This window comes from Stenotrophomonas daejeonensis (assembly GCF_001431505.1).
Classification (GTDB): Bacteria; Pseudomonadota; Gammaproteobacteria; order Xanthomonadales; family Xanthomonadaceae; genus Stenotrophomonas; species Stenotrophomonas daejeonensis.
This window is the reverse complement of sequence record NZ_LDJP01000022.1, coordinates 39972-58434: the sequence shown is the minus strand read 5'-3', so window position 1 is coordinate 58434 and position 18463 is coordinate 39972. Positions and strand designations below refer to the sequence as shown.

Genomic DNA, 18463 nt, shown 5'->3' with positions numbered 1-18463 from the left:
GCTCAGGCGTCGCCCGCCGACCGTACCGGCAGGGTCACGTTCATGATCGCCGGGTCGTCCGGGTCGGCCTTGACCGTGAAGCCCAGCGTGCGGCACATCGCCAGCATGGTGCTGTTCTCGCGCAGCACCTGGCCCTCGACCACGTTCAGGCCCTGCCAGCCGGCGTATTCGATCATGATCTGCATCAGCTTCCAGCCGATGCCCTGGCCCTTGAGGTCGGAGCGGATCAGGATGCCGTACTCGCCGCGGTCGTAGTCGGCGTCGGCGTGCAGGCGCACTGCGCCGAGCATCTCGCCACCGTCCGGGTCGATCGCCACCAGCGCGATCGAGCGCGCGTAGTCGAGCTGGGTCAGGCGGGCGATGAACTCGTGGCTGAAATGCCTGACCGACTGAAAGAAGCGCAGGCGCAGGTCGTCGTCGCTGACGCGGGCGAAGAACGCGCGGAACAGCGCGTCGTCCTCCGGCCGCACCGGGCGGATGAAGGCGCTGCCGCCGTCGGCCAGTACGATGCTGCGCTCCCACTCGGTGGGGTACGGGAAGATCGCGAAGCGCGGGTGGCCGCGGCCCTTGTGCAGGCGCCGCACCGGGGCGATGGCGATGCGCGCGTCCAGCGCGAGGACGCCGTTGCGGTCGGCCAGCAGCGGGTTGAGGTCGAGCGTGCGGATCTCGGGGATGTCGGCGGCCAGCTGCGCCAACTTGACCAGCACCAGCGCCACCGCACGCTCGTCGGCGGCCGGCACGTCGCCATAGGGCTTGAGGATGCGCGCCACCCGGGTGCGGCCGATCACCTCGTGCGCCAGGCGCAGGTCCAGCGGCGGCAGCGCCAGGGTCTTGTCGTCGATCACCTCCACCGCGGTGCCGCCGCGGCCGAACACCAGCACCGGGCCGAACACCGCGTCGTCGGCGATGCCGGCGATCAGCTCGCGCGCCTTCGGCCGCACCATCATCGGCTGCACCAACACGCCCTCGATGCGCGCATCCGGGCGCAGCTCGGCCGCGCGCCGCAGGATCGCGTCCGCCGCCACCCGTACCGCCTGCAGGGTGCCCAGGTTCAGGCGCACGCCGTCGACCGCCGACTTGTGCGGGATGTCCGGCGAGAACACCTTCACCGCGACGCTGGCGCCCTGTTCCAGCAGCGGCTGCGCCAGTTCCATCGCCTCGCGCGCGTCGCGCGCGACCATCACCTCCAGCGAGGGGATGCCGTAGGCCTGCAACAGCTGCTGGGTGGCCATCGGGTCCAGCCACTGCTGGTCGTTGCGCAGCGCCGCCTCCACCAGCGCGCGGGCGCGGGCGGCATCGACGCTGAAATCGGCAGGCAGGCTCGGCGGCGTCTCCATCAACGCCGCCTGCGCCTTGCGGTAGCGCACCAGGTGCTGGAAACCGCGCACCGCCTCGGCCTCGCTGGGGTAGGTCGGCACCCGCGCGGTGTTCAGCGTCGCGGTGGCGCGCTCGTCGTTGCCCAGCCAGACCGCGAACACCGGCTTGTCGCGCAGCTGCCGCGGGCGCTGGCCGAGGCTGCGGGTCAGCGCCTGCGCTGCGTCGGCCGAGGAGGTGAACGCGGTCGGCACGTTGACCACCAGCAGCGCGTCGTTGGCCTCGTCGGCCAGCAGCGCCTCCACCGCCGCGGCGTAGCGCTCGCCGTCGGCATCGACCACGATGTCCACCGGGTTGTCGCGCGACCAGCCCTGCGGCAGCGCGGCGTCCAGCCGTTCGACGGTGGCCGGCGACAATGCCGCCAGCGTGCCGCCCAACGCCTGCAGCTGGTCCACCGCCAGCCGGCCGACGCCGCCGCCGTTGCTGAGGATGGCCAGCCGCTGGCCGGGGAAGGTGCCGAGCCGGCCCAGCGTTTCGGCGGCGGTGAACAGTTCGTCCAGCGCGTTCACCCGCAGCAGGCCGGCGCGGTTGAAGGCCGCGCCGTACACCGCGTCCGGCGCGGCCAGTGCCTGCGCGTGCGAATCGGCGCCGGCCGCGGCCGCGCGCGGCTGGCGCCCGGACTTGACCACCACCACCGGCTTGGCACGCGCGGCGGCGCGCGCGGCGGACATGAACTTGCGCGCGTCGCTGATCTGGTCGACGTAGAGCAGGATCGCGCGGGTGCGGTAGTCGCTGGCGAAGTAGTCGAGCAGGTCGCCGAAATCCACGTCCAGCGCATCGCCCAGCGACACCACCGCGGAGAAGCCGATCGAGCGCGCCACGCCCCACTCCACCAGCGCCGCGGCAATGGCGCTGGATTCGGAGATCAATGCCAGGTCGCCGGCCTGCGGCGTGTGCGCGGCGATCGACGCGTTGAGCCGCGCGTGCGGGGCGATCACGCCCAGGCAGTGCGGGCCGAGCACGCGCATGCCGCGGGGCCGCGCCGCCGCTTCCACCTGCGCGGCCAGCGAGCCGGGGCCGTGGCCCAGCCCGGCGGTGAGGATGATGGCACCAGCCACGCCCAGTTCGGCGGCCGCGGCCACCACCTGCGGCACCATCGCCGCCGGGGTGGTGATGACCACCAGGTCCGGCACCCACGGCAGGTCGCGGAGCCGCTTGACCGTGCGCATGCCGTCGATCTCGGCATGCCGCGGGTTGACCCAGCCGATCTGCCCGGCGAAACCGCCCGCGCGCAGGTTGCGTACCACCGCGCGCCCGGCCGAACGCTCGCGCGGGCTGCCGCCGACCACGGCCACGGAACGGGGGCGGAACACGGTCTGCAGGTGGTAGATGCTCATCGCGGGGCCGGCGGCGGGAACGTGGTCAAAGGTACACGGCCGCGGGTGGACGCGGGATGCGCCGGATCAAAAGGCAGGTGATCTCACAATAGCGTCCCGCCGAGGATCATCGCGGCGATGCTGAAGTAGATGACCAGCCCGGTCACGTCCACCAGCGTGGCCACGAACGGCGCCGAGGCGCTGGCCGGGTCGAAGCCCAGCCGCTTGAGCACGAACGGCAGCATCGACCCGGACAGCGAGCCGAAGGTGACGATGCCCACCAGCGCCGCGCCGATGGTCACTGCCAGCAGCTTCCAGTGCGCGCCGTAATCGTGCAGGCCGGCCAGTTGCCAGACGGTGATGCGCACGATGGCCAGCAGGCCGAGGATGCCACCCAGCACCACGCCGGTGGGCAGCTCGCGCAGGGCCACCTTCCACCAGTCGCGCAGGCGCAGCTCGTGCAGGGCCAGCGAACGGATCAGCAGCGAGGTTGCCTGCGAGCCGGAGTTGCCGCCCGAACTCATGATCAGCGGGATGAAAAGGGTCAGCACCACCGCGCGCGCCAGTTCGTCCTCGTAGTGCTGCATGGCGCTGGCGGTGAGCATCTCGCCGAGGAACAGCACGCTCAGCCAGCCGGCGCGCTTCTTGATCATGTCGAAGAAGCCGATCTGCATGTATGGCCTGTCCAGCGCCTCGACGCCGCCGAACTTGTGCACGTCCTCGGTGGATTCGTCGATCAGCGCGTCGAGGATGTCGTCCACGGTGACGATGCCGAGCATGCGCTGCTGCGCGTCCACCACCGGGATCGCCAGCAGGTCGTGGCGGCGGATCAGCTGCGCCACCTCTTCCTGGTCCAGCAGCGGGCCGACCGTGACCGGCGGGTTGATCTGGGCCACGGCGAGGATGGAATCGTCCGGCGCACCGGTGATCAGCCGGCGCATCGTCACCACCTGCCGCAGCTGCTGGTCGTGCGGGTCCAGCACGTAGATGGCGTACACCGTCTCGCGGGTGCGCTCGACCTCGCGGATGTGCTGCAGGGTCCGGGCCACGGTCCAGTCGGCGGGCACGCTGACGAACTCGGTGGTCATCAGCGCGCCGGCGGTGTTGGCCGGGAAACCGAGCAGCAGCTGGATCGACTGGCGCGCCTGCGGGTCGAGCAGCGGGATCAGCCGCGCGCGCTCGTCCTCGTCCAGCTCGTGGACGATGTCGGTGGCGCGGTCGTCGGCCATCAGTCCCAGCAGCGCGGCGGCGCGGGCCGGCGGCAGCGCGGCGACCAGTTCGCCGGCGCGCTGCAGCTCGGGCGCCTCCAGCAGCTTGACCGCGCGCGGCAGCGGCAGCGCGGCCAGGGTGTCGGCGGCCTGCGCCGATTCGAGGTGGTTGAGGTACACCACCGCGTCGGCGGTGTTGAAATCCGCCAGCGGTGCGCTCAGTGCGGCGGCGTCCGCCATGCGGCGCAGGAGTTGCTTCTGGTTCATCGTGATTCGCCTTTACGGGGGTGCGACCGCAACGCCCGTGGCGGCGAACCGGCCCACTCAGGCGGTTGCCGTCACCGGCGTCGAACGAGATCGACTGCTACTGTCGCTGGGCATGGGTGGGCTCCGAAGGAATGCCACGCGGTGTCCACCGCGCAGCGGCGCGAGTCTGCGGGCAGGCACGGCGGGGGTCAAGCAACGCCGAGTGAATTTTCCAATGCCGGTGCCCGCGCGGTAATCTTTCACCCGTCGATAGCCGCATTCGTCATCGCCCGCCGTATGGCGGTGCGCGGCGCCCTTTCCTCCCTTTCGAGAGCACGAACCCGATGCATGGCGGCGGTCTGGAGCTGGCCCTGGTACTGCTGCTGGCGGCGGTGATCGCCGTACCGGTATTCAAGCGTTTCGGGCTGGGCGCGGTGCTCGGCTACCTGGCCGCCGGCGTGGTGCTGGGGCCGCACGTGCTGGGCTTCGTGCAGGACGCCGAGCGCATCCTCAACGCCGCCGAGATCGGCGTGGTGATGCTGCTGTTCCTGATCGGGCTGGAACTGTCGCCGTCGCGGCTGATGGTGATGCGGCGGCCGGTGTTCGGCGGCGGCAGCGCGCAGGTACTGCTCAGCGCCGCCGCATTGGGCGGGCTGTTGCTGCTGTACCACTTCCACTGGAAGAGCGCGCTGGTGGTCGGCACCGCGCTGGCGCTGTCCTCCACCGCGGTGGGGTTGCAGCTGCTGTCCGAGCACAAGGCGCTGAACAGCGACCACGGCCGCTTCGGCTTCGCCATCCTGCTGTTCCAGGACCTGGCGGCGATCCCGTTGCTGGCTGCCATCCCGCTGTTGGGCGGCATCCGCAACGCCACCCTGACCTGGCAGAACGCCGCCGCCGCGCTGGGCGCGCTGGCGCTGGTGATCCTGCTCGGGCGGCCGCTGCTGCGCTACCTGTTCCGCAGCGTGGCGCGCACGCGCATGCCGGAGGTGTTCACCGCCAGCGCGCTGCTGGTGGTGCTGGGCACGGCATGGCTGATGCAGACGGCCGGGCTGAGCGCCAGCCTCGGCGCGTTCCTGGCCGGCGTGCTGCTGGCCGATTCGGAATTCCGCCACGAGATCGAAGCGCAGATCGAGCCGTTCAAGGGCCTGCTGCTGGGCTTGTTCTTCATCGCCGTGGGCATGGGCATCGACCTGGACCGCGTCGCCGCCGAGCCGGCGTTGATCGCCATCGGCGTGGCCACGCTGCTGCTGGTCAAGTTCGGCATCCTGCTGCTGGTCGGGCTGGCCGCGCGGCTGCCGCTGCGCAGCGCGTTGATGTTGGGCAGCGTGCTTTGGCTGGGCGGCGAATTCGCCTTCGTGGTGTTCAACGAGGCCGAGCGGGTCAAGCTGCTCAACCACGCCGACCACGACCGGCTGGTGGCCATCGTCGGCCTGTCGATGGCGCTGACCCCGCTGCTGATGATCGGCCTCAAGCACCTGCTGAAGTCGCGGGTACCGGGTGTGGCGCCCACGCCCGCAGCGGACGACATGCGCGAGGCGCAGGCACAACACCCGCAGGTGCTGATCGCCGGCATGGGCCGCTTCGGCCAGATCGTCGCGCGCCTGCTGACCGCGCAGCGCATCCCGTTCGTGGCGCTGGAATCGGATCCGGGGACGGTCGAGGACCTGCGCCGCTTCGGCAACCACCTCTACTACGGCGACCCTTCGCGCCCGGAGGTGCTGCGCGCGGCCGGCGGCGAGCAGATCCGCGTGTTCGTGATGGCGATGGACGACCCGGACACCAACCTGCGCGCGGTGCGGCTGGTGCGCCGGTTGTACCCGCAGGCCCGGGTACTGGCGCGCGCCCGCAACCGCCAGCACGCGTGGAAGCTGATGGACATGTCGGCCGAACCGTTCCGCGAGGTGTTCGGCTCCAGCCTCGAAATCAGCGAGCGCGTGCTGACCTCGCTGGGCATTCCCGAAAGCACCGCGCGCGAGCACGTGCGCCGCTTCCGCGAGCACGACGAGAAGCTGCTCAAGGCCCAGCACCTGGTCTACGACGACGAAGCGGCGGTGATCCAGACCTCGCGCGACGCCCGCGCCGACCTGATGCACCTGTTCGAGGCCGACGTCGGCGATAGCGACGCGGCGCCGCAAAACGAATAACCCGCAATCGCTACGCTGGCGCCCGACCGTTGCTCGGGCGGCGGGAGAGTTCAATGCAAGGGGCCGTGCCGACCAACGGTCGGCACCCATCGGGAATCGCGGATGCCGGGCTTGCCCGGTACGGGGCTTCCCGTCGCGGTGGGTTCAAGGCCTGCGGGGCAAGCCCCGCAGCTACGGATTCAATGGCTCAGCCCCGGTCGCGCAGGAAGCGGGCCATCGACGACACGCCCGGCACCGCCGGCTCGAAGGCGCCGGCGATGTCGACGAAACCGCGCATCACCGCGATCTCGCGCGGGCTGCGGTTGAGGTTGTCGCGGGCGTCCGGGTCGGCACCGGCGCGCAGCAGGCTCTGCACCAGCAGCGGCAGGCCATGCAGCGCGGCCAGGTGCAGCGGGCCGAAGCCGCGCGGGTCGCGCACGTCCAGCGCCACGTCCTCGTCGAGCAGGCGCTCGACCGCGGCCAGCACCACCTGCTCGTCGCAGGCGGTGCCGGGTTCGGCGCGCGCGCCCAGCAACAGCAGCAACGGGGTGACGGTACCGGCGGCGGGCTGGTCGGGTTCGGCGCCGGCCAGCAGCAGGGTGTCCAGCAGCGCCAGCAGGCGCGAGCGGTCGCGCGCGGTGAAGCCATACAGCGCGGCGCAGTGCAACGGCGCCAGGTGCTGGTCGTCGCCGGCATGCACGTCGGCGCCGGCGGTCAGCAGCTTGGCGACGATGTCCGGCAGGCCCAGCGCGGCGGCCAGCATCAGCACGGTGACGCCGCCGGGCAGGCGGTGGTCGATGTGCGCACCAGCATCGAGCAGCGCGGTGACGATGCCGCCCTGGCGCATGCTCACCGCCGCCGACAACGGCGTGGCGCCACTGGCGGCGGCGTGCTGCGGGTCGGCGCCGCGCGCCAGCAGCAGGTCCACCGCCGCGGCATGGCCGCCGCCGGCCGCGCGCAGCAGGCCGGTGCAGCCCTGCGCATCGGTGGCGTCCACCGGCAGGCCGAGGTCGAGCAGGCGGCGCACTGCGTCGGCGTCGCCGGCCATCGCCGCGGCCGGCACGTCGGCCTCGCGCAGCGCGCGCAGCGGCAACGGCCAGCCGCGCCAGTCCAGCCAGTCGGCCAGGTCGCGGCGGCCGCTGGACAGGGCCACGCCGAGCGGGGTCTGGCCGTCTGCGGCGCGCGCGTCCGGCGAGGCGCCCTGCATCACCAGCAGTTTCAGCGAGGCCTCGCGTGCCAGTGCGGTGGCCAGGTGCAAGGCGGTCATGCCATGACTGTCGCGCGCCTCGCGGTCCACGCCCAGCGCCAGCAACGCCTGCTGCAGTTTCAGCCAGCCCAGGCGCACGGCCAGCGCCAGCGGCGGGTCGCCGGCCGGCGAAGCACCGAACGGGTCGGCGCCGCGCTCCAGCAGTTCCAGCGCGAACTGCTCGGTACCGCGCGAGCCGTGGTCGTGGCGCGCGCAGGCGGCGAGCAGGCGGCCGAGCCCGCCGCGGCCGGCCGGCGACACGCCATGCCGCAGCAGCACCTGCAGGGTCGGGATGGCATCCACGCCACGCGCCAGCAGCGCGAACATTGGCGTGTCGCCGCAGGCATCCTGCTGTTCCAGCGCGATGTCGTGCTGCAGCAACCAGTCCACCACGCACGGTTGCAACGCCAGTTCGGGGTCGTGCAGCAGGCCGCCCAGTTCGGCCGGCGTGCACAGCTGCGCCATCGAGCGCATGCCATCGATGTTGCCGAAGGCCAGCGCTTCGCGCAGCAATTCCAGCGGGGCGCGGTCGCTCAGCGGCGATGGCGTGGCGGCGCCGTCGCTTTCGCCATTGGCCTGCGCGTCGCTGACCGCGACCGGCAGCGGATAGTCCGGGTCGAGCAGCGCGACGATGCTCCAGCGCCCGGCGGCGGCGGCATGGTCGATGGCGCGGCGGCCATCGGCGGCGGCCACGTCGCGGGCGACGCCCAGTTCGAGCAGCCAGCGCACCAGCGTCGCGCCGACCTGCTCGGCGCGGCAGGCCAGCAGCAGCGCGTTGTTGCCTTCGCCATCGACGGCGTTGACGTCGGGCCGGTGCGCGAGCAGGCGTTCGAGCACGCCGGCATGGGCCTGCGCGGCGGCGTCCAGCCACGGCGTGCGGCCGGCGGCGTCGCGCGGTTCGATGTTGGCGCCGGCGTTGAGCAGGACCTCGACGATCTCGGCATGCCCGGCCAGCGCGGCCTCGTGCAGTGCGCTGCGGCGGCGACGGTCGCGCGCGTCCAGCCGTGCCTTGTGCTTGAGCAGCAGCTGCACGCCGGCCGGGTCGTCGTCCTCGGTGGCGGCGGCAGGCACCAGCACCGGCACGCCATCGGCCGGCTCCACCTTGGCGCCGCGTTCGAGCAGGAACTTGGCCAGCCGCCAGTTGCCGCTCTGGCAGGCCACCGCCAACGGGCTGTGGCCGTCGTGGTTGAGCGCGTCGATCTGCGCGGCGGCATCGCGCAGCAGCGCGGCCACGCCAGGGTCGGAACTGCGCGCGGCGTGGTGCAGCGGAGTGTTGCCGTCGGCGTCGGTGGCGCGCGGGTCGGCGCCGTTGGCCAGCAGGGTCATCACCGCTTCCGGGCGGCCGTGCCAGCTGTCGCGGGTAGCGGCCAGCAGCGGGGTCATGCCGCGGTGGGCCAGGTTCACGTCGACGCCGCGGCCAATCAGCGCGCGCAGCAGGCGCAGGTCCGGCAACACCGCGGCCAGCACCGCCAGGCTGCGCTGGTCGCGCGAGTCGTCCGGCGGCAGCGCATGCGGATCGGCGCCAGCGTCCAGCAACTGCAATGCGCGGTCGACGCGGCCACCGCGCGCGGCGTCGTACAGCTGCGGCAGCAGTTCGTGCTGCGCCAGCGGTTCCAGCGGCGCCGGCTCGGCCAGCGGCTCGGCGAAGGGATCGAATACCGGCGCCTCGGCAACCGGCGCCGGCGGCGCGCTGGGCAGCCGTTGCAGCACGCCGTGCAGCACCGGCGACAGCAGCGCGGTGGCGATCGCCAGCGGCCACTGCCAGCCGGTGCCGAGCAGGCCCGGCCAGGCCGGTACGAACACCGCCGCGCACAGCGCCAGCAACGCCAGCGCCGCGCCCAGCCCGTGCCAGCTTTCCATGCCACGCGCCGACAGCGCCTGCCCCTGCGCGCGCAACGTGCCACCCTCGCGCTCCAGCGCCTGCCACAACGGCCAGCTGCGCCACAGCGCCAGCACCGCGATGCTCACCGCCACGCTCACTGCCAGCACCGCCGGCAGGCTGCCGCTGTCGCGCAGCGCCCGCAGCGGCCACGACACCAGCAGTGCCAGCAGCAGTACGCCGCCGGCCCACACCGCCAGCAGGGCCGGCAATTCATGCTTGAACAACGCGGCCGGCGCGGTGGCGGCACGCGTACGCCGCCACCACGACACGCCCAAGGCAAACGCGGGTTGCGCCAGCAGGCCGCACACGGCGGCGGCCGCACCACCGAACCCGGCGACGAGGGCAAGCAGCGCGCCGGCGGCCAGCGCACCGGCGGCACGGGTACGCAGCGGGTCAGTCATCGCGGCCGTCGATGCGGGCGATCTTCACCGGCGCCAGCGGCTGCGGCGGCAACTGCAGGTGGAAGCCGCGCTCGGCCAGGTTGGCGCGCACCAGCGCGGCGTCGGCCTGGGCCAGGCGCCGCTCCGGGGTCAGGGCGACCTCCAGCACGAAGCTGAACGGTGCCAGCGTGGCACCGAGCGTGGGCGGGATCGCGTCGAAATCATCGCGCTTGGCAAGGTAGACGTAGGTGTCCTGCTTGCGTTGGCTCTTGTAAACGTAGGCTTGCATGCCCGCGGGCTTTGCCCTGCTTGGGAATACGCAGGATTGTGTCGGAAAGCCGACGCAGGCGAAAGGCATTTGTGCCCGCAGCGGCCGCCTTCTTCGGCGAAGCTTCATTCATTTTCATCAAGACGCCGACGTCGGTATGCCGGCATGGAGCCATGCGGCGGACGGCGCACCGATATACTCGCGCCCCGTCCAGGCCCCGGAAAACCGCGTGACCGCCGCTCCGTCCCCGCGCCAGCTCCCGCTGAACATCCTCGCGCACAGTGCCACCACCGCACTGGGCGCCGGGCTGGATGCGCAGCGCCGGGCGCTGGCGCAACGCCGCAGCGGGCTGCGCCGCAACGATTTCGGCAGCGACCCGCTGGACTGCTGGATCGGCCGCGTCGAGGGCGTGGAGGACGTGGTGCTGCCACCGGCCCTGTCCGGCTTCGCCTGCCGCAACAACGCGCTGGCGTGGCTGGCGCTGCAGCAGGACGGCCTGCTCGATGCGCTGGCCGGTGTCATCGCCCGCCACGGCGCCGGCCGCGTGGCGGTGGTGATGGGCACGTCCACCTCCAGCATCGGCGCCACCGAGGAGGCCTACGCGCACCTGCAGGCCGGTGCCGACGACGTGGCGTGCTTCCCGCCGGACCTGCGGCGCCCGCGCATCCATACCCCGCACGCGCCGGGCGACTTCGTGCAGGCCGCCACCGGGCTGCGCGGGCCGTGCGTGACCGTGGCCACCGCCTGCTCGTCAAGCGCCAAGGTGTTCGCGCAGGCGGCGCGCCTGATCCACGCCGGCTTCGCCGATGCCGCGCTGGTGGGTGGCGTCGACACACTGTGCGGCAGCGTGCTGTTCGGCTTCCATTCGCTGCAGCTGGTCGCCAACGATCCCTGTCGGCCGTTCGATGCCCGCCGCAATGGGCTGTCGCTGGGCGAAGGCGGCGGCTACGCCGTGCTGGAACGCGCCGGCGCCGGCCCGGACACCGCGCTGCAACTGCACGGCTACGGCGAATCCAGCGACGCCCACCACATGTCGGCGCCGCACCCGCAAGGCCTGGGCGCCCGCCTGGCGATGCAACGGGCGCTGCACGGCGCCGGCCTGGACGCCATGCAGGTGGGCTACCTCAACCTGCACGGCACCTCGACCCCGGCCAACGACGGCATCGAGGCGGCGGCGGTGGCCGCGTTGTTCCCGCCGTCATTGCACGCCAGTTCGACCAAGGGCTGGACCGGGCACACGCTGGGCGCGGCCGGCATCGTCGAATCGGTGTTCGCGCTGCTGGCCCTGTCCGACGGCCTGCTGCCGGGCACGCTCAACAGCGAGGTCGCCGACCCGGCCTGCGGCCCGCAGATCCGGTTCGACAACGCGCACGCGGACATCGGCCATGCGATGAACAATTCCTTCGGCTTCGGCGGCAACAACTGCTCGCTGGTATTCGGCAAGGCGGGGTGAGGCAGGTGCGCGAAGCGATCGTCGAAGGCATCGGCTTCTGGGGCAGCGGGCTGCCCGACTGGGACGCGGCCTGCGCCTGGGTGCGCGAAGGCCGGCGCCCGCCGCAGGCACCGGCACGCCCGGCGGCGGCGCTGCTGGCGGCCAACGAGCGCCGCCGTGCGCCGGCCACCGTGGCGGTGGCGCTGGACGCCGCGCTGGCCGCCTGCGAAGCGGCCGGGCGCGAAGCGGCGACGCTGCCGTCGGTGTTCGCCTCCACCCACGGCGAGATGTCGATCACCGACTACATGTGCACGACGCTGGCCGACGACCCGCGCGCGATTTCGCCGACCCGCTTCCACAACTCGGTACACAACGCCGCCGCCGGCTACTGGACCATCGGCACCGGCGCACACGCGCCGGCCACCGCGATCAGCGCCGGGCCGGGCAGCTTCGCGCAGGGCCTGGTCGAGGCGGTGGCGCAGCTGGCCGCGGGCAGCGAAGCGGTGCTGCTGGTCGCCTATGACGGCCCGGCCTGCGGGCCGCTGGGCACGCTGGTGCCCAGTGAGGGCCTGCTCGGCATCGCGCTGGTGCTCTCGCGCATGCCCTGCCCCGGCCTGCCGGTGCTGCGGCTGGAATTGGCCGGGCAGACCGGCACGCAGGCGCCCGGGCCGCTGTCGCGGCTGCTGGCCGGCAACGCGATGCAGCCGGCGCTGCCGTTGCTGGAGGCACTCGCGCTGGAACAGGAACGGGCATGGCTGCCGGCCGGCGCGGGGCAGTGGCTGCGGGTCGACATCGGGCATGGCTGACTCGTTGCCGCTTGGCCCGGACGACGTCGCCGTGGTGATCCCGGCGCTCAACGAGGCGCTGCGCATCCGCGAGGTGGTGGAAGGCGCGCTGGAACATTTCCCGCACGTGATCGTGGTCGACGATGGCTCGGAGGACGACACCGCCGTGCGCATCGCCGACCTGCCGGTCACCGTGCTGCGCCACCCGCAGCGCCGCGGCAAGGGCGCCGCACTGCGCAGCGGCTTCGCCGAGGCGGTGCGGCGCGGCCTGCGCGGCGCGTTGACCCTGGATGGCGACGGCCAGCATGCCGCCTCCGACCTGCCGCGGCTGCTGGCCAGCGCCAACCGCCACCCCGGCTGCATCATCATCGGCGCGCGCCTGCGCAAGCGCGCCTCGCAGCCCCTGCTGCGGCGGCTAGCCAACGAATTCGGCGACTGGGGCGTGGCCTGGGGCACGCATTACCAGGTGGCCGACAGCCAGAGCGGGCAGCGCTTCTACCCGGCCGAAGTGATCGCCATGCGCGAGGTGCCCGGCGAGGGGTTCGTGTTCGAGGCGCAGGTACTGATCTCGGCCGCGCGGCGTCTGGGCACGCGCTGCGTGTCGGTGCCGATCGAATCGCGCTACCGCGATGCCGGCAATGGCGAATGCTTCCGCCCCAGCCATTTCCGCCCGCTGCGCGACCTGTACCGCATCACCAGCCACATCGTGCGCTTCGCGCTGCGCCACGGGCGGGTGCGGCAGGTGCATCGCACCATCCGCGCCAATCCGCCGGTCATCGACGAGACTTGAGCCGGGTCAGCCCATGCCGCCGTTGATGCCGATCACCTGCCCGTTGACGTAGGCGGCCGCATCGCTGCACAGGAAGGCGACCAGCGCCGCCACTTCCTCCGGCTTGCCGGCGCGCCCGGCCGGCACCATCTGCTTGATCGCCTCGGGCGGGAAGGCGTCGGCCGTCATCCTCCCGGCGATCACGCCCGGCGCGACGACATTGACGCTGATGCCACGGCTGGCCATTTCCCGCGCCAGCGACTTCGAGGCGCCATGCAAGGCCGCCTTGGCCGCGGCGTAGTTGCTCTGGCCGCGGTTGCCAAGCACCGCCGCCACCGAGGAAATGCTGACGACGCGGCCCCAGCGGGTGCGCGCCATCGGCAGCAGCAGCGGCTGGGTGACGTGGAAGAAGCCGTGCAGCGAGACGTCGATCACCCGCCGCCATTTCTCCGCATCCATGCCGGCCATCGGCGCGTCGTCGTGCACGCCGGCGTTGTTGACCACGATCTGGATCGGGCCATCGGCCAGCAGGATTTCCAGCGCCGCCGCGGTGGCCGCGCCATCGGCCACGTCGAAGGCCACCGCCTGCGCGCTGCCGCCGGCCGCGGCGATCTCCGCGGCCACCGCCTGCGCCCGCACCAGGTTGCCGTTGGCATGGACGATCACGTGCACGCCATCGGCGGCCAGCCGCCGGCAGATCGCGCCGCCCAGGTCGCCACTGCCGCCGGTGACCAGCGCGCGTCGCTTCGTGCCCATCGTCATTCCCTCCTCGTGCATTGCCTTATCCATCATCCGGGTTGCAGCATTACCGCGGCGCGCCCTTCGGCCAGCACGCGCGTGCCGTGGTTGATGCGGAACGCATACTGCTGGCTGGTTTCCGCCTCGGCCAGCACCTGCGCGGTAGCCTCGATGGCACCGTCGAGATCATCGATGCGCGCGAGGTGCAGCTGCACGTCGCGCAGCGCCACCAGCACGCCGGGCCGCACCGCGCCGCCATGCTGGCGCGCGCGCAGGCCGCCGTGCACCGCCATCGCCTGCGCGCCGTATTCGCACAGATGGATGGCATGCAGCCGGCCGCCGCTGCGCAGCGGATGGTCCGGGGCACGGTGGTTGAAGGCGCGCAGCGCGATGTCCGTGGCGGTCCAGGCGCTCACCTCGTCCCACAGGCACATGCCGCCCTGGTGCGGGACCAGTTGCAGGATGTCCTCACGCGCCAGCATCGGTCGCGGCCTCCTGCCAGGGTTCGCGCGCGATCAGCAGCGCCAGCACGAAGTTGCACACCACGCCCAATGCCACGGTGCCACCGATCGCGCGCAGCACCGGAATCGAGGACAGGCCGAGCAGGCTGAACACCAGCAGCGTCATCACGCTGCACACCAGCAGGCCGTGGAAGGTGCGCAGCTGGTCGGCGAGGCTGTCGCCGGCATGCTCGAAGAACAGGCCATAGTCCAGGCCCAGGCCGGCGGCGAGGATCAGCCCGATCAGGTGGAACAGGTTCAGTTCGATGCCGGCGCCGCGCAGCGTGGCCAGCACCACCAGCGTGGCCAGCAGCATCGGCAGCAGCACCCGCAGCACGCGGCGCGGCGAGCGCAGCGCCACCCACACGGTGGCGGCCAGCAGCAGCATGGCGACGGCCAGCGCCGCCAGCACGCGCCCGCGGTAATCGGCCACCAGCGATTCGGAGGCGTGCTTCAGGTCCAGCAGCTCGGCGCCGTGCAGGCGCGCGGCGGTCGCCACCGCGGCCACGTCGTGCAGGCCACTCAACGAAACCAGCGCGGTGGCCTGGCCGCCGCCCTGCAGCAGCAGCCCGCCGACCACGGTCGCCAGGGGCGTGCCGCGCAGGTCCCGCGGCAGCAAGGGCGGTGCGTCGCGGGCGCGCTGCACGTCGGCGACGAAGGGCTCGAACGCATCGTCGCGGAACGGCGTGGCGGCCACCGCCGCGGCCAGCGCGCCGCGCAGCGTGGCCGCGTCCGGCAACCGTTGTTGGCGCTGGCGCTGCAACGCCGCGCTGGGCAGGTAGCGCGCGGCCATGTCGTAGCGCTCCAGCGCGCCATCGGCAACCAGCCGGTCCAGCGCCGGGCGCAGCCGCTCGCTGGCCTGCAGCGCCGCCTGCGCATCGCCGCCGTGCACGGCGACCACGTAGCGCACGTCCGGCGTACCCAGCTCGCGGCTCAACTGCGCATGGCGCAGCAGGTCGGCGCCATCCACCGGCGTCAGCTTGCCCAGGTCGTTCTGCCAGAACGGTCCCGGCGCCCAGGCCAGCACCACCAGCGCGGCGGCCGCCAGCACCGCCAGCGAGCGGCGCGGGCGCGGCAGCCGCCGGGTATGCCGCCACAGGCGGGCCAGCCATGCCGAATCGGCGAAGTCGCGGGTGGCCGGGTCCACCAGCGCCGGCAACAGGTAGCGTGTAGCCAGCGCCGCGGTGGCCAGCGCGGTGATGGTGAACACCGACAGCTGCTTCAGCCCCTCGACGCCGGAGAACAGGAAGGTCAGGTAGGCGATGCAGGTGGCGACCACGCCGGTGCCCAGCGTCGGCCACAGCGCGCGCACGTTGTCCCACGGCGAGCGGCCGGGGCGCTGGTGGCTGAAGAAATGGATCGGGTAGTCCTGCACCACGCCGATCAGGGTGAAGCCGAAGGCGATGGTGATGCCGTGCACGCCGTCGAAGGTCAGCGCCACCGCGGCCAACCCGGCCAACCCGGCGCTGGCCAGCGGCAGGAAGCCGAGGATCGGCATCTTCCAGCTGCGGTAGGCGAGCCACAGCAGCAGGATCATGCCGATCGTGTCGATGCTGCCGATGGTGCCGGCCTCGCGGGCGGTGCGGTTGCCGATCTTCACCGAGAACGCGCCCGGCCCGCTCGTCTCCAGCCGGCTGCCGCTGCCGGCGGCGATGCGCTCGAAGATGCCGTTGATCGTATCCACCGCCTGTTGCTGCGCACCGGGGTCGAAGCCGGCCGCGTGCGTCTGCACCAGCAGCAGTGCCTGCGTGCCGGTGTGGTCGAACCAGACCTCGTCGATGCGCTGCGGCGCATTGGCCGGTTGCAGGGCTTCGGCCACGCGCAGGACCTGCAGGGTGGGGTCGGACGGCAGCAGCGGCTCGACCAATGCGCCGGCGGGTGATGCGAGATCCTGCAGCCGCGCCTGCAGTTCATCGCCCAGGTGGCCGGCGTCGAAGGCGTCGGCGGGCAGGTCGTCGATCAGGTAGCGGTAGGGCAGCAGGCGCTCGGGAAACGCCTCCAGCCCGGCCTGCCCGCCATTGGCGACCAGCTCGAACTGCGGATCGGCCGCCAGCGCCGCGTGCAGTTGCCGCGACTGCGCGGCCAGCCGTTCCGGCGCCGCGCCGGACAGGGCCAGCAGCAGCAACCGCGCGCCGGGGCCTTCGCCCAGTTCGTCGAGCAGCAGCTTCTGCGCCGGGGTGCGCGCATCGGGCATGAACTTGCGCAGGTCGCCACTGACCTGCATGCGCTGGCCGACCCACGCGCTGAGCAGCCCCAGCAGCAGCAGCCAGCCGATCGCCAGGCCGATGCGCCGGCGCGGGGTCAGCTTCAATGCCCGCTCCTGCCGGGAGCGAGCCCGGCGGGAGCCGGCCCATCGCCATCGCGGCCGTCACGGCACAACGCGGCCAGCGCGTCGGCCTGGCGTACTTCGCCGGCGGCAGCGGCCGCGCTGCCGAGCAGGGTGCGCTGCAGGTCGCCCCGCGCCGGTTGCGTCTCGATGCAGCGCAGTTCGCCGGCGCGGCCGCGCAGCGTCACCTCGCGCACCCGCGCGGCCAGCGCCTGCGCCTTCGGCGTGAGCACCAGTTGCCAGTGCTGCGCGCTGCCGGAAGCGTGCAGGCGGTAATCCCGCTCCAGTGCCGCCAGGTCGCCGGACAGCAATGCGCCGAAACTGGCCTGCAGGTCCGACAGCTCCGGCACGCGCTGCAACGGGAACACGCGCGGCGGCTTGCCGGCGCGGTCGATGCTGACCTTGCCATCGGCGATGGTGGTGGTTTCGGCGTAGGGCGCGCGCACTTCGCGCACCAGCGTGCCGGCGTCCGGGCGGCGGTATTGGCCCTCCACCCGCAATGGCTCCTTCAGCAGCGCCGAGCCACGCAGCTCGACGAAGCCGGTCTGGCTCGGGGCCGGCTGCGCCAGCTGGCGCAGGACCCACGCCGCATCAACGTCGCCGGCCAGCGCCGGGGCGATGCCGCAGCCCGCGGCCAGGGCCGCCGACAGCATCCGGCGATACGGGAGGAAGGGCTTGGGAATGCCAGAAATCATAGAAATTGAACCAGTTCCAGGGGGCGCTTCGCAGGTGCTGTTCCAGCCTGCCGGCATAACGATGAACCAGCGCCGACAATGCCTCGGCGCGCTGTGCGCGCGGCACCTCGACCGTCGATGCGAACGGCTCGAACAACAGATCGTAGCGGTTGCCGCCGCGGTACAGGCCGAACGCCAGCATCACCGGCGCCTTCAGCACGCTGGCGATCAGCCACGGCGCGGCCGGGAACGCTGCCGGCGCGCCGAGCAGCGGCGCCGGCAGCGCGGCCTCGCCCGGGCGTGTGCGATCCACCAGCAACGCCACCATCGCGCCCTCGTCCAGTGCCTGGCGGATGGCGAGCACCACCGTCGGCCCATCCTGCCCGGCGTCGATGATGCCCGCGGCCAGGCCGGGGTCGAGTTCGGCCAGCAACTCGGTGATGGCGGCGTTGTGGGCGCGGTCCAGCAGCACCCGCAGCTTCAGGTCCGGCCGCTGCCGGCCCAGCGCGCGCAGCGCGTCGAAACTGCCCAGGTGCGCGCCGAACAGCAGCACGCCACGGCCCTGGTCGAGGCAATCGAGCAGTTGCCCGGTGCCCTCGGTGTGGATGGTGAACAGGTCCATGCGCCCGCTGAGCAGGAACACCCGGTCGAGGATGGTCGCGGCGAAGGTGTGGATGTGGCGCGCCACGTCCCGCAGGCCGGCGCGGCGCCCCAGCACGCGGCGCAGGTAATCGCGCGAGGCACGCCGCTCGCTGCCGCGCACCAGCAGGAAATAGGCGGTGATCGGGTACAGGCAGGCTCGGGCGATGCCGCGGCCGCCGTGGCGGGCGATGGCGGCGATCAGGCGCACCGCGGCGCGGCCGCCACCCTCGGGCCGGTGCTTCCAGTCGGCGTCGTTCATGCCGCCACGTCGCCGGCCGCCAGCTCGCCGCGCGCCAGCAGCACGTCGCCGCGCCAGACCCGGAACTTCCAGCGCGGCGCCTGCCCGTCCAGCTCGATCCGGGCCGGCTGCCCGGGCAGCAGCGGCGCCATGAACTTCACCTGCGGCAGGCGCAGGGCCGCCAGCGGCACACCGGCCTGCGCCTCGACGGCGAGCAGCACCTGTTCCAGCAGTACCACGCCCGGCACCAGCGGCCGCCCCGGGAAATGGCCGGGCAGGCAGGGGTGGTCGTGGGCAATAGTGAAGTGCATGGCGT

At 72.6% G+C, this 18463-nt stretch carries 13 protein-coding genes and 2 pseudogenes; 5 read left to right on the top strand and 10 right to left on the bottom strand.

The window, feature by feature from the left end; translation table 11 throughout:
- Positions 1-2 precede the first annotated feature (2 nt).
- Both ABB34_RS04645 and mgtE read right to left on the bottom strand, forming a co-directional pair.
- Positions 3-2711, bottom strand: a complete 2709-nt coding sequence (locus ABB34_RS04645) for a bifunctional acetate--CoA ligase family protein/GNAT family N-acetyltransferase (protein ID WP_057640083.1) — start codon at positions 2709-2711, stop codon at positions 3-5.
- 83 nt (positions 2712-2794) lie between these two features.
- The gene (mgtE, locus tag ABB34_RS04640; RefSeq protein ID WP_057640082.1) at positions 2795-4165 is read right to left on the bottom strand and encodes a magnesium transporter; all 1371 of its coding nucleotides are present in this window, start codon (positions 4163-4165) and stop codon (positions 2795-2797) included.
- A gap of 323 nt (positions 4166-4488) precedes the next feature.
- Between mgtE and ABB34_RS15835 the strand changes: the two are divergent.
- Together ABB34_RS15835 and ABB34_RS15830 are read left to right on the top strand one after the other, a co-directional pair.
- Positions 4489-5611: pseudogene (locus ABB34_RS15835) on the top strand (monovalent cation:proton antiporter-2 (CPA2) family protein); the annotation flags it as partial.
- Between the two features lie 74 nt (positions 5612-5685).
- Positions 5686-6288, top strand: a pseudogene (locus tag ABB34_RS15830) (NAD-binding protein); the annotation flags it as partial.
- 187 nt (positions 6289-6475) lie between these two features.
- Here ABB34_RS15830 and ABB34_RS04630 read toward each other — a convergent pair.
- Together ABB34_RS04630 and ABB34_RS04625 are read right to left on the bottom strand one after the other, a co-directional pair.
- A complete protein-coding gene (locus ABB34_RS04630; RefSeq protein WP_057640080.1) occupies positions 6476-9796 on the bottom strand; it encodes an ankyrin repeat domain-containing protein in 3321 nt (1106 codons plus the stop codon).
- A complete protein-coding gene (locus tag ABB34_RS04625) occupies positions 9789-10064 on the bottom strand; it encodes a YcgL domain-containing protein (RefSeq protein WP_057640079.1) in 276 nt (91 codons plus the stop codon). The genes ABB34_RS04630 and ABB34_RS04625 overlap by 8 nt, the downstream gene beginning before the upstream one ends.
- Positions 10065-10272: 208 nt before the next feature.
- Between ABB34_RS04625 and ABB34_RS04620 the strand changes: the two genes are divergently transcribed.
- From ABB34_RS04620 to ABB34_RS04610, 3 genes are read left to right on the top strand one after another with little or no spacing between them, the layout of a single operon-like run.
- Positions 10273-11496 (top strand): beta-ketoacyl-[acyl-carrier-protein] synthase family protein, encoded by a 1224-nt coding sequence (locus tag ABB34_RS04620; RefSeq protein ID WP_057640118.1) that lies wholly within the window; start codon positions 10273-10275, stop codon positions 11494-11496.
- Between the two features lie 5 nt (positions 11497-11501).
- The gene (locus ABB34_RS04615) at positions 11502-12281 is read left to right on the top strand and encodes a beta-ketoacyl synthase chain length factor (RefSeq protein ID WP_057640117.1); all 780 of its coding nucleotides are present in this window, start codon (positions 11502-11504) and stop codon (positions 12279-12281) included.
- Positions 12274-13050 (top strand): glycosyltransferase family 2 protein, encoded by a 777-nt coding sequence (locus tag ABB34_RS04610; protein WP_057640078.1) that lies wholly within the window; start codon positions 12274-12276, stop codon positions 13048-13050. Before ABB34_RS04615 ends, ABB34_RS04610 begins: the two co-directional genes overlap by 8 nt.
- A 6-nt stretch (positions 13051-13056) precedes the next feature.
- Here ABB34_RS04610 and fabG read toward each other — a convergent pair whose 3' ends face one another.
- From fabG to ABB34_RS04580, 6 genes are read right to left on the bottom strand one after another with little or no spacing between them, the layout of a single operon-like run.
- Entirely contained in the window at positions 13057-13785 is a 729-nt protein-coding gene (fabG, locus tag ABB34_RS04605; protein ID WP_057640116.1) for a 3-oxoacyl-ACP reductase FabG, read from the bottom strand.
- A 32-nt stretch (positions 13786-13817) separates the two neighbouring features.
- Entirely contained in the window at positions 13818-14249 is a 432-nt protein-coding gene (locus ABB34_RS04600; protein ID WP_057640077.1) for a hotdog family protein, read from the bottom strand.
- On the bottom strand, positions 14236-16578 hold the full coding sequence (locus ABB34_RS04595) for an MMPL family transporter (protein WP_057640076.1): 2343 nt from the start codon (positions 16576-16578) through the stop codon (positions 14236-14238). Before ABB34_RS04595 ends, ABB34_RS04600 begins: the two co-directional genes overlap by 14 nt.
- The gene (locus tag ABB34_RS04590) at positions 16575-17246 is read right to left on the bottom strand and encodes a LolA-related protein (protein ID WP_057640075.1); all 672 of its coding nucleotides are present in this window, start codon (positions 17244-17246) and stop codon (positions 16575-16577) included. The genes ABB34_RS04595 and ABB34_RS04590 overlap by 4 nt, the downstream gene beginning before the upstream one ends.
- The gene (locus tag ABB34_RS04585) at positions 17185-18168 is read right to left on the bottom strand and encodes a lysophospholipid acyltransferase family protein (protein ID WP_057640074.1); all 984 of its coding nucleotides are present in this window, start codon (positions 18166-18168) and stop codon (positions 17185-17187) included. Before ABB34_RS04585 ends, ABB34_RS04590 begins: the two co-directional genes overlap by 62 nt.
- Positions 18165-18458, bottom strand: a complete 294-nt coding sequence (locus ABB34_RS04580; RefSeq protein WP_057640073.1) for an ApeI family dehydratase — start codon at positions 18456-18458, stop codon at positions 18165-18167. The genes ABB34_RS04585 and ABB34_RS04580 overlap by 4 nt, the downstream gene beginning before the upstream one ends.
- Positions 18459-18463: the final 5 nt, after the last annotated feature.

What these genes read in the sequence shown, in the direction of transcription:
- ABB34_RS04645 (WP_057640083.1), bottom strand. Translation starts at nt 2,711, where the DNA reads ATGAGCATCTACCACCTGCAGACCGTGTTCCGCCCCCGTTCCGTGGCC.
- mgtE (WP_057640082.1), bottom strand. Translation starts at nt 4,165, where the DNA reads ATGAACCAGAAGCAACTCCTGCGCCGCATGGCGGACGCCGCCGCACTG.
- ABB34_RS04630 (WP_057640080.1), bottom strand. Translation starts at nt 9,796, where the DNA reads ATGACTGACCCGCTGCGTACCCGTGCCGCCGGTGCGCTGGCCGCCGGC.
- ABB34_RS04625 (WP_057640079.1), bottom strand. Translation starts at nt 10,064, where the DNA reads ATGCAAGCCTACGTTTACAAGAGCCAACGCAAGCAGGACACCTACGTC.
- ABB34_RS04610 (WP_057640078.1), top strand. Translation starts at nt 12,274, where the DNA reads ATGGCTGACTCGTTGCCGCTTGGCCCGGACGACGTCGCCGTGGTGATC.
- fabG (WP_057640116.1), bottom strand. Translation starts at nt 13,785, where the DNA reads ATGGGCACGAAGCGACGCGCGCTGGTCACCGGCGGCAGTGGCGACCTG.
- ABB34_RS04600 (WP_057640077.1), bottom strand. Translation starts at nt 14,249, where the DNA reads ATGCTGGCGCGTGAGGACATCCTGCAACTGGTCCCGCACCAGGGCGGC.
- ABB34_RS04590 (WP_057640075.1), bottom strand. Translation starts at nt 17,246, where the DNA reads ATGCTGTCGGCGGCCCTGGCCGCGGGCTGCGGCATCGCCCCGGCGCTG.
- ABB34_RS04585 (WP_057640074.1), bottom strand. Translation starts at nt 18,168, where the DNA reads ATGAACGACGCCGACTGGAAGCACCGGCCCGAGGGTGGCGGCCGCGCC.
- ABB34_RS04580 (WP_057640073.1), bottom strand. Translation starts at nt 18,458, where the DNA reads ATGCACTTCACTATTGCCCACGACCACCCCTGCCTGCCCGGCCATTTC.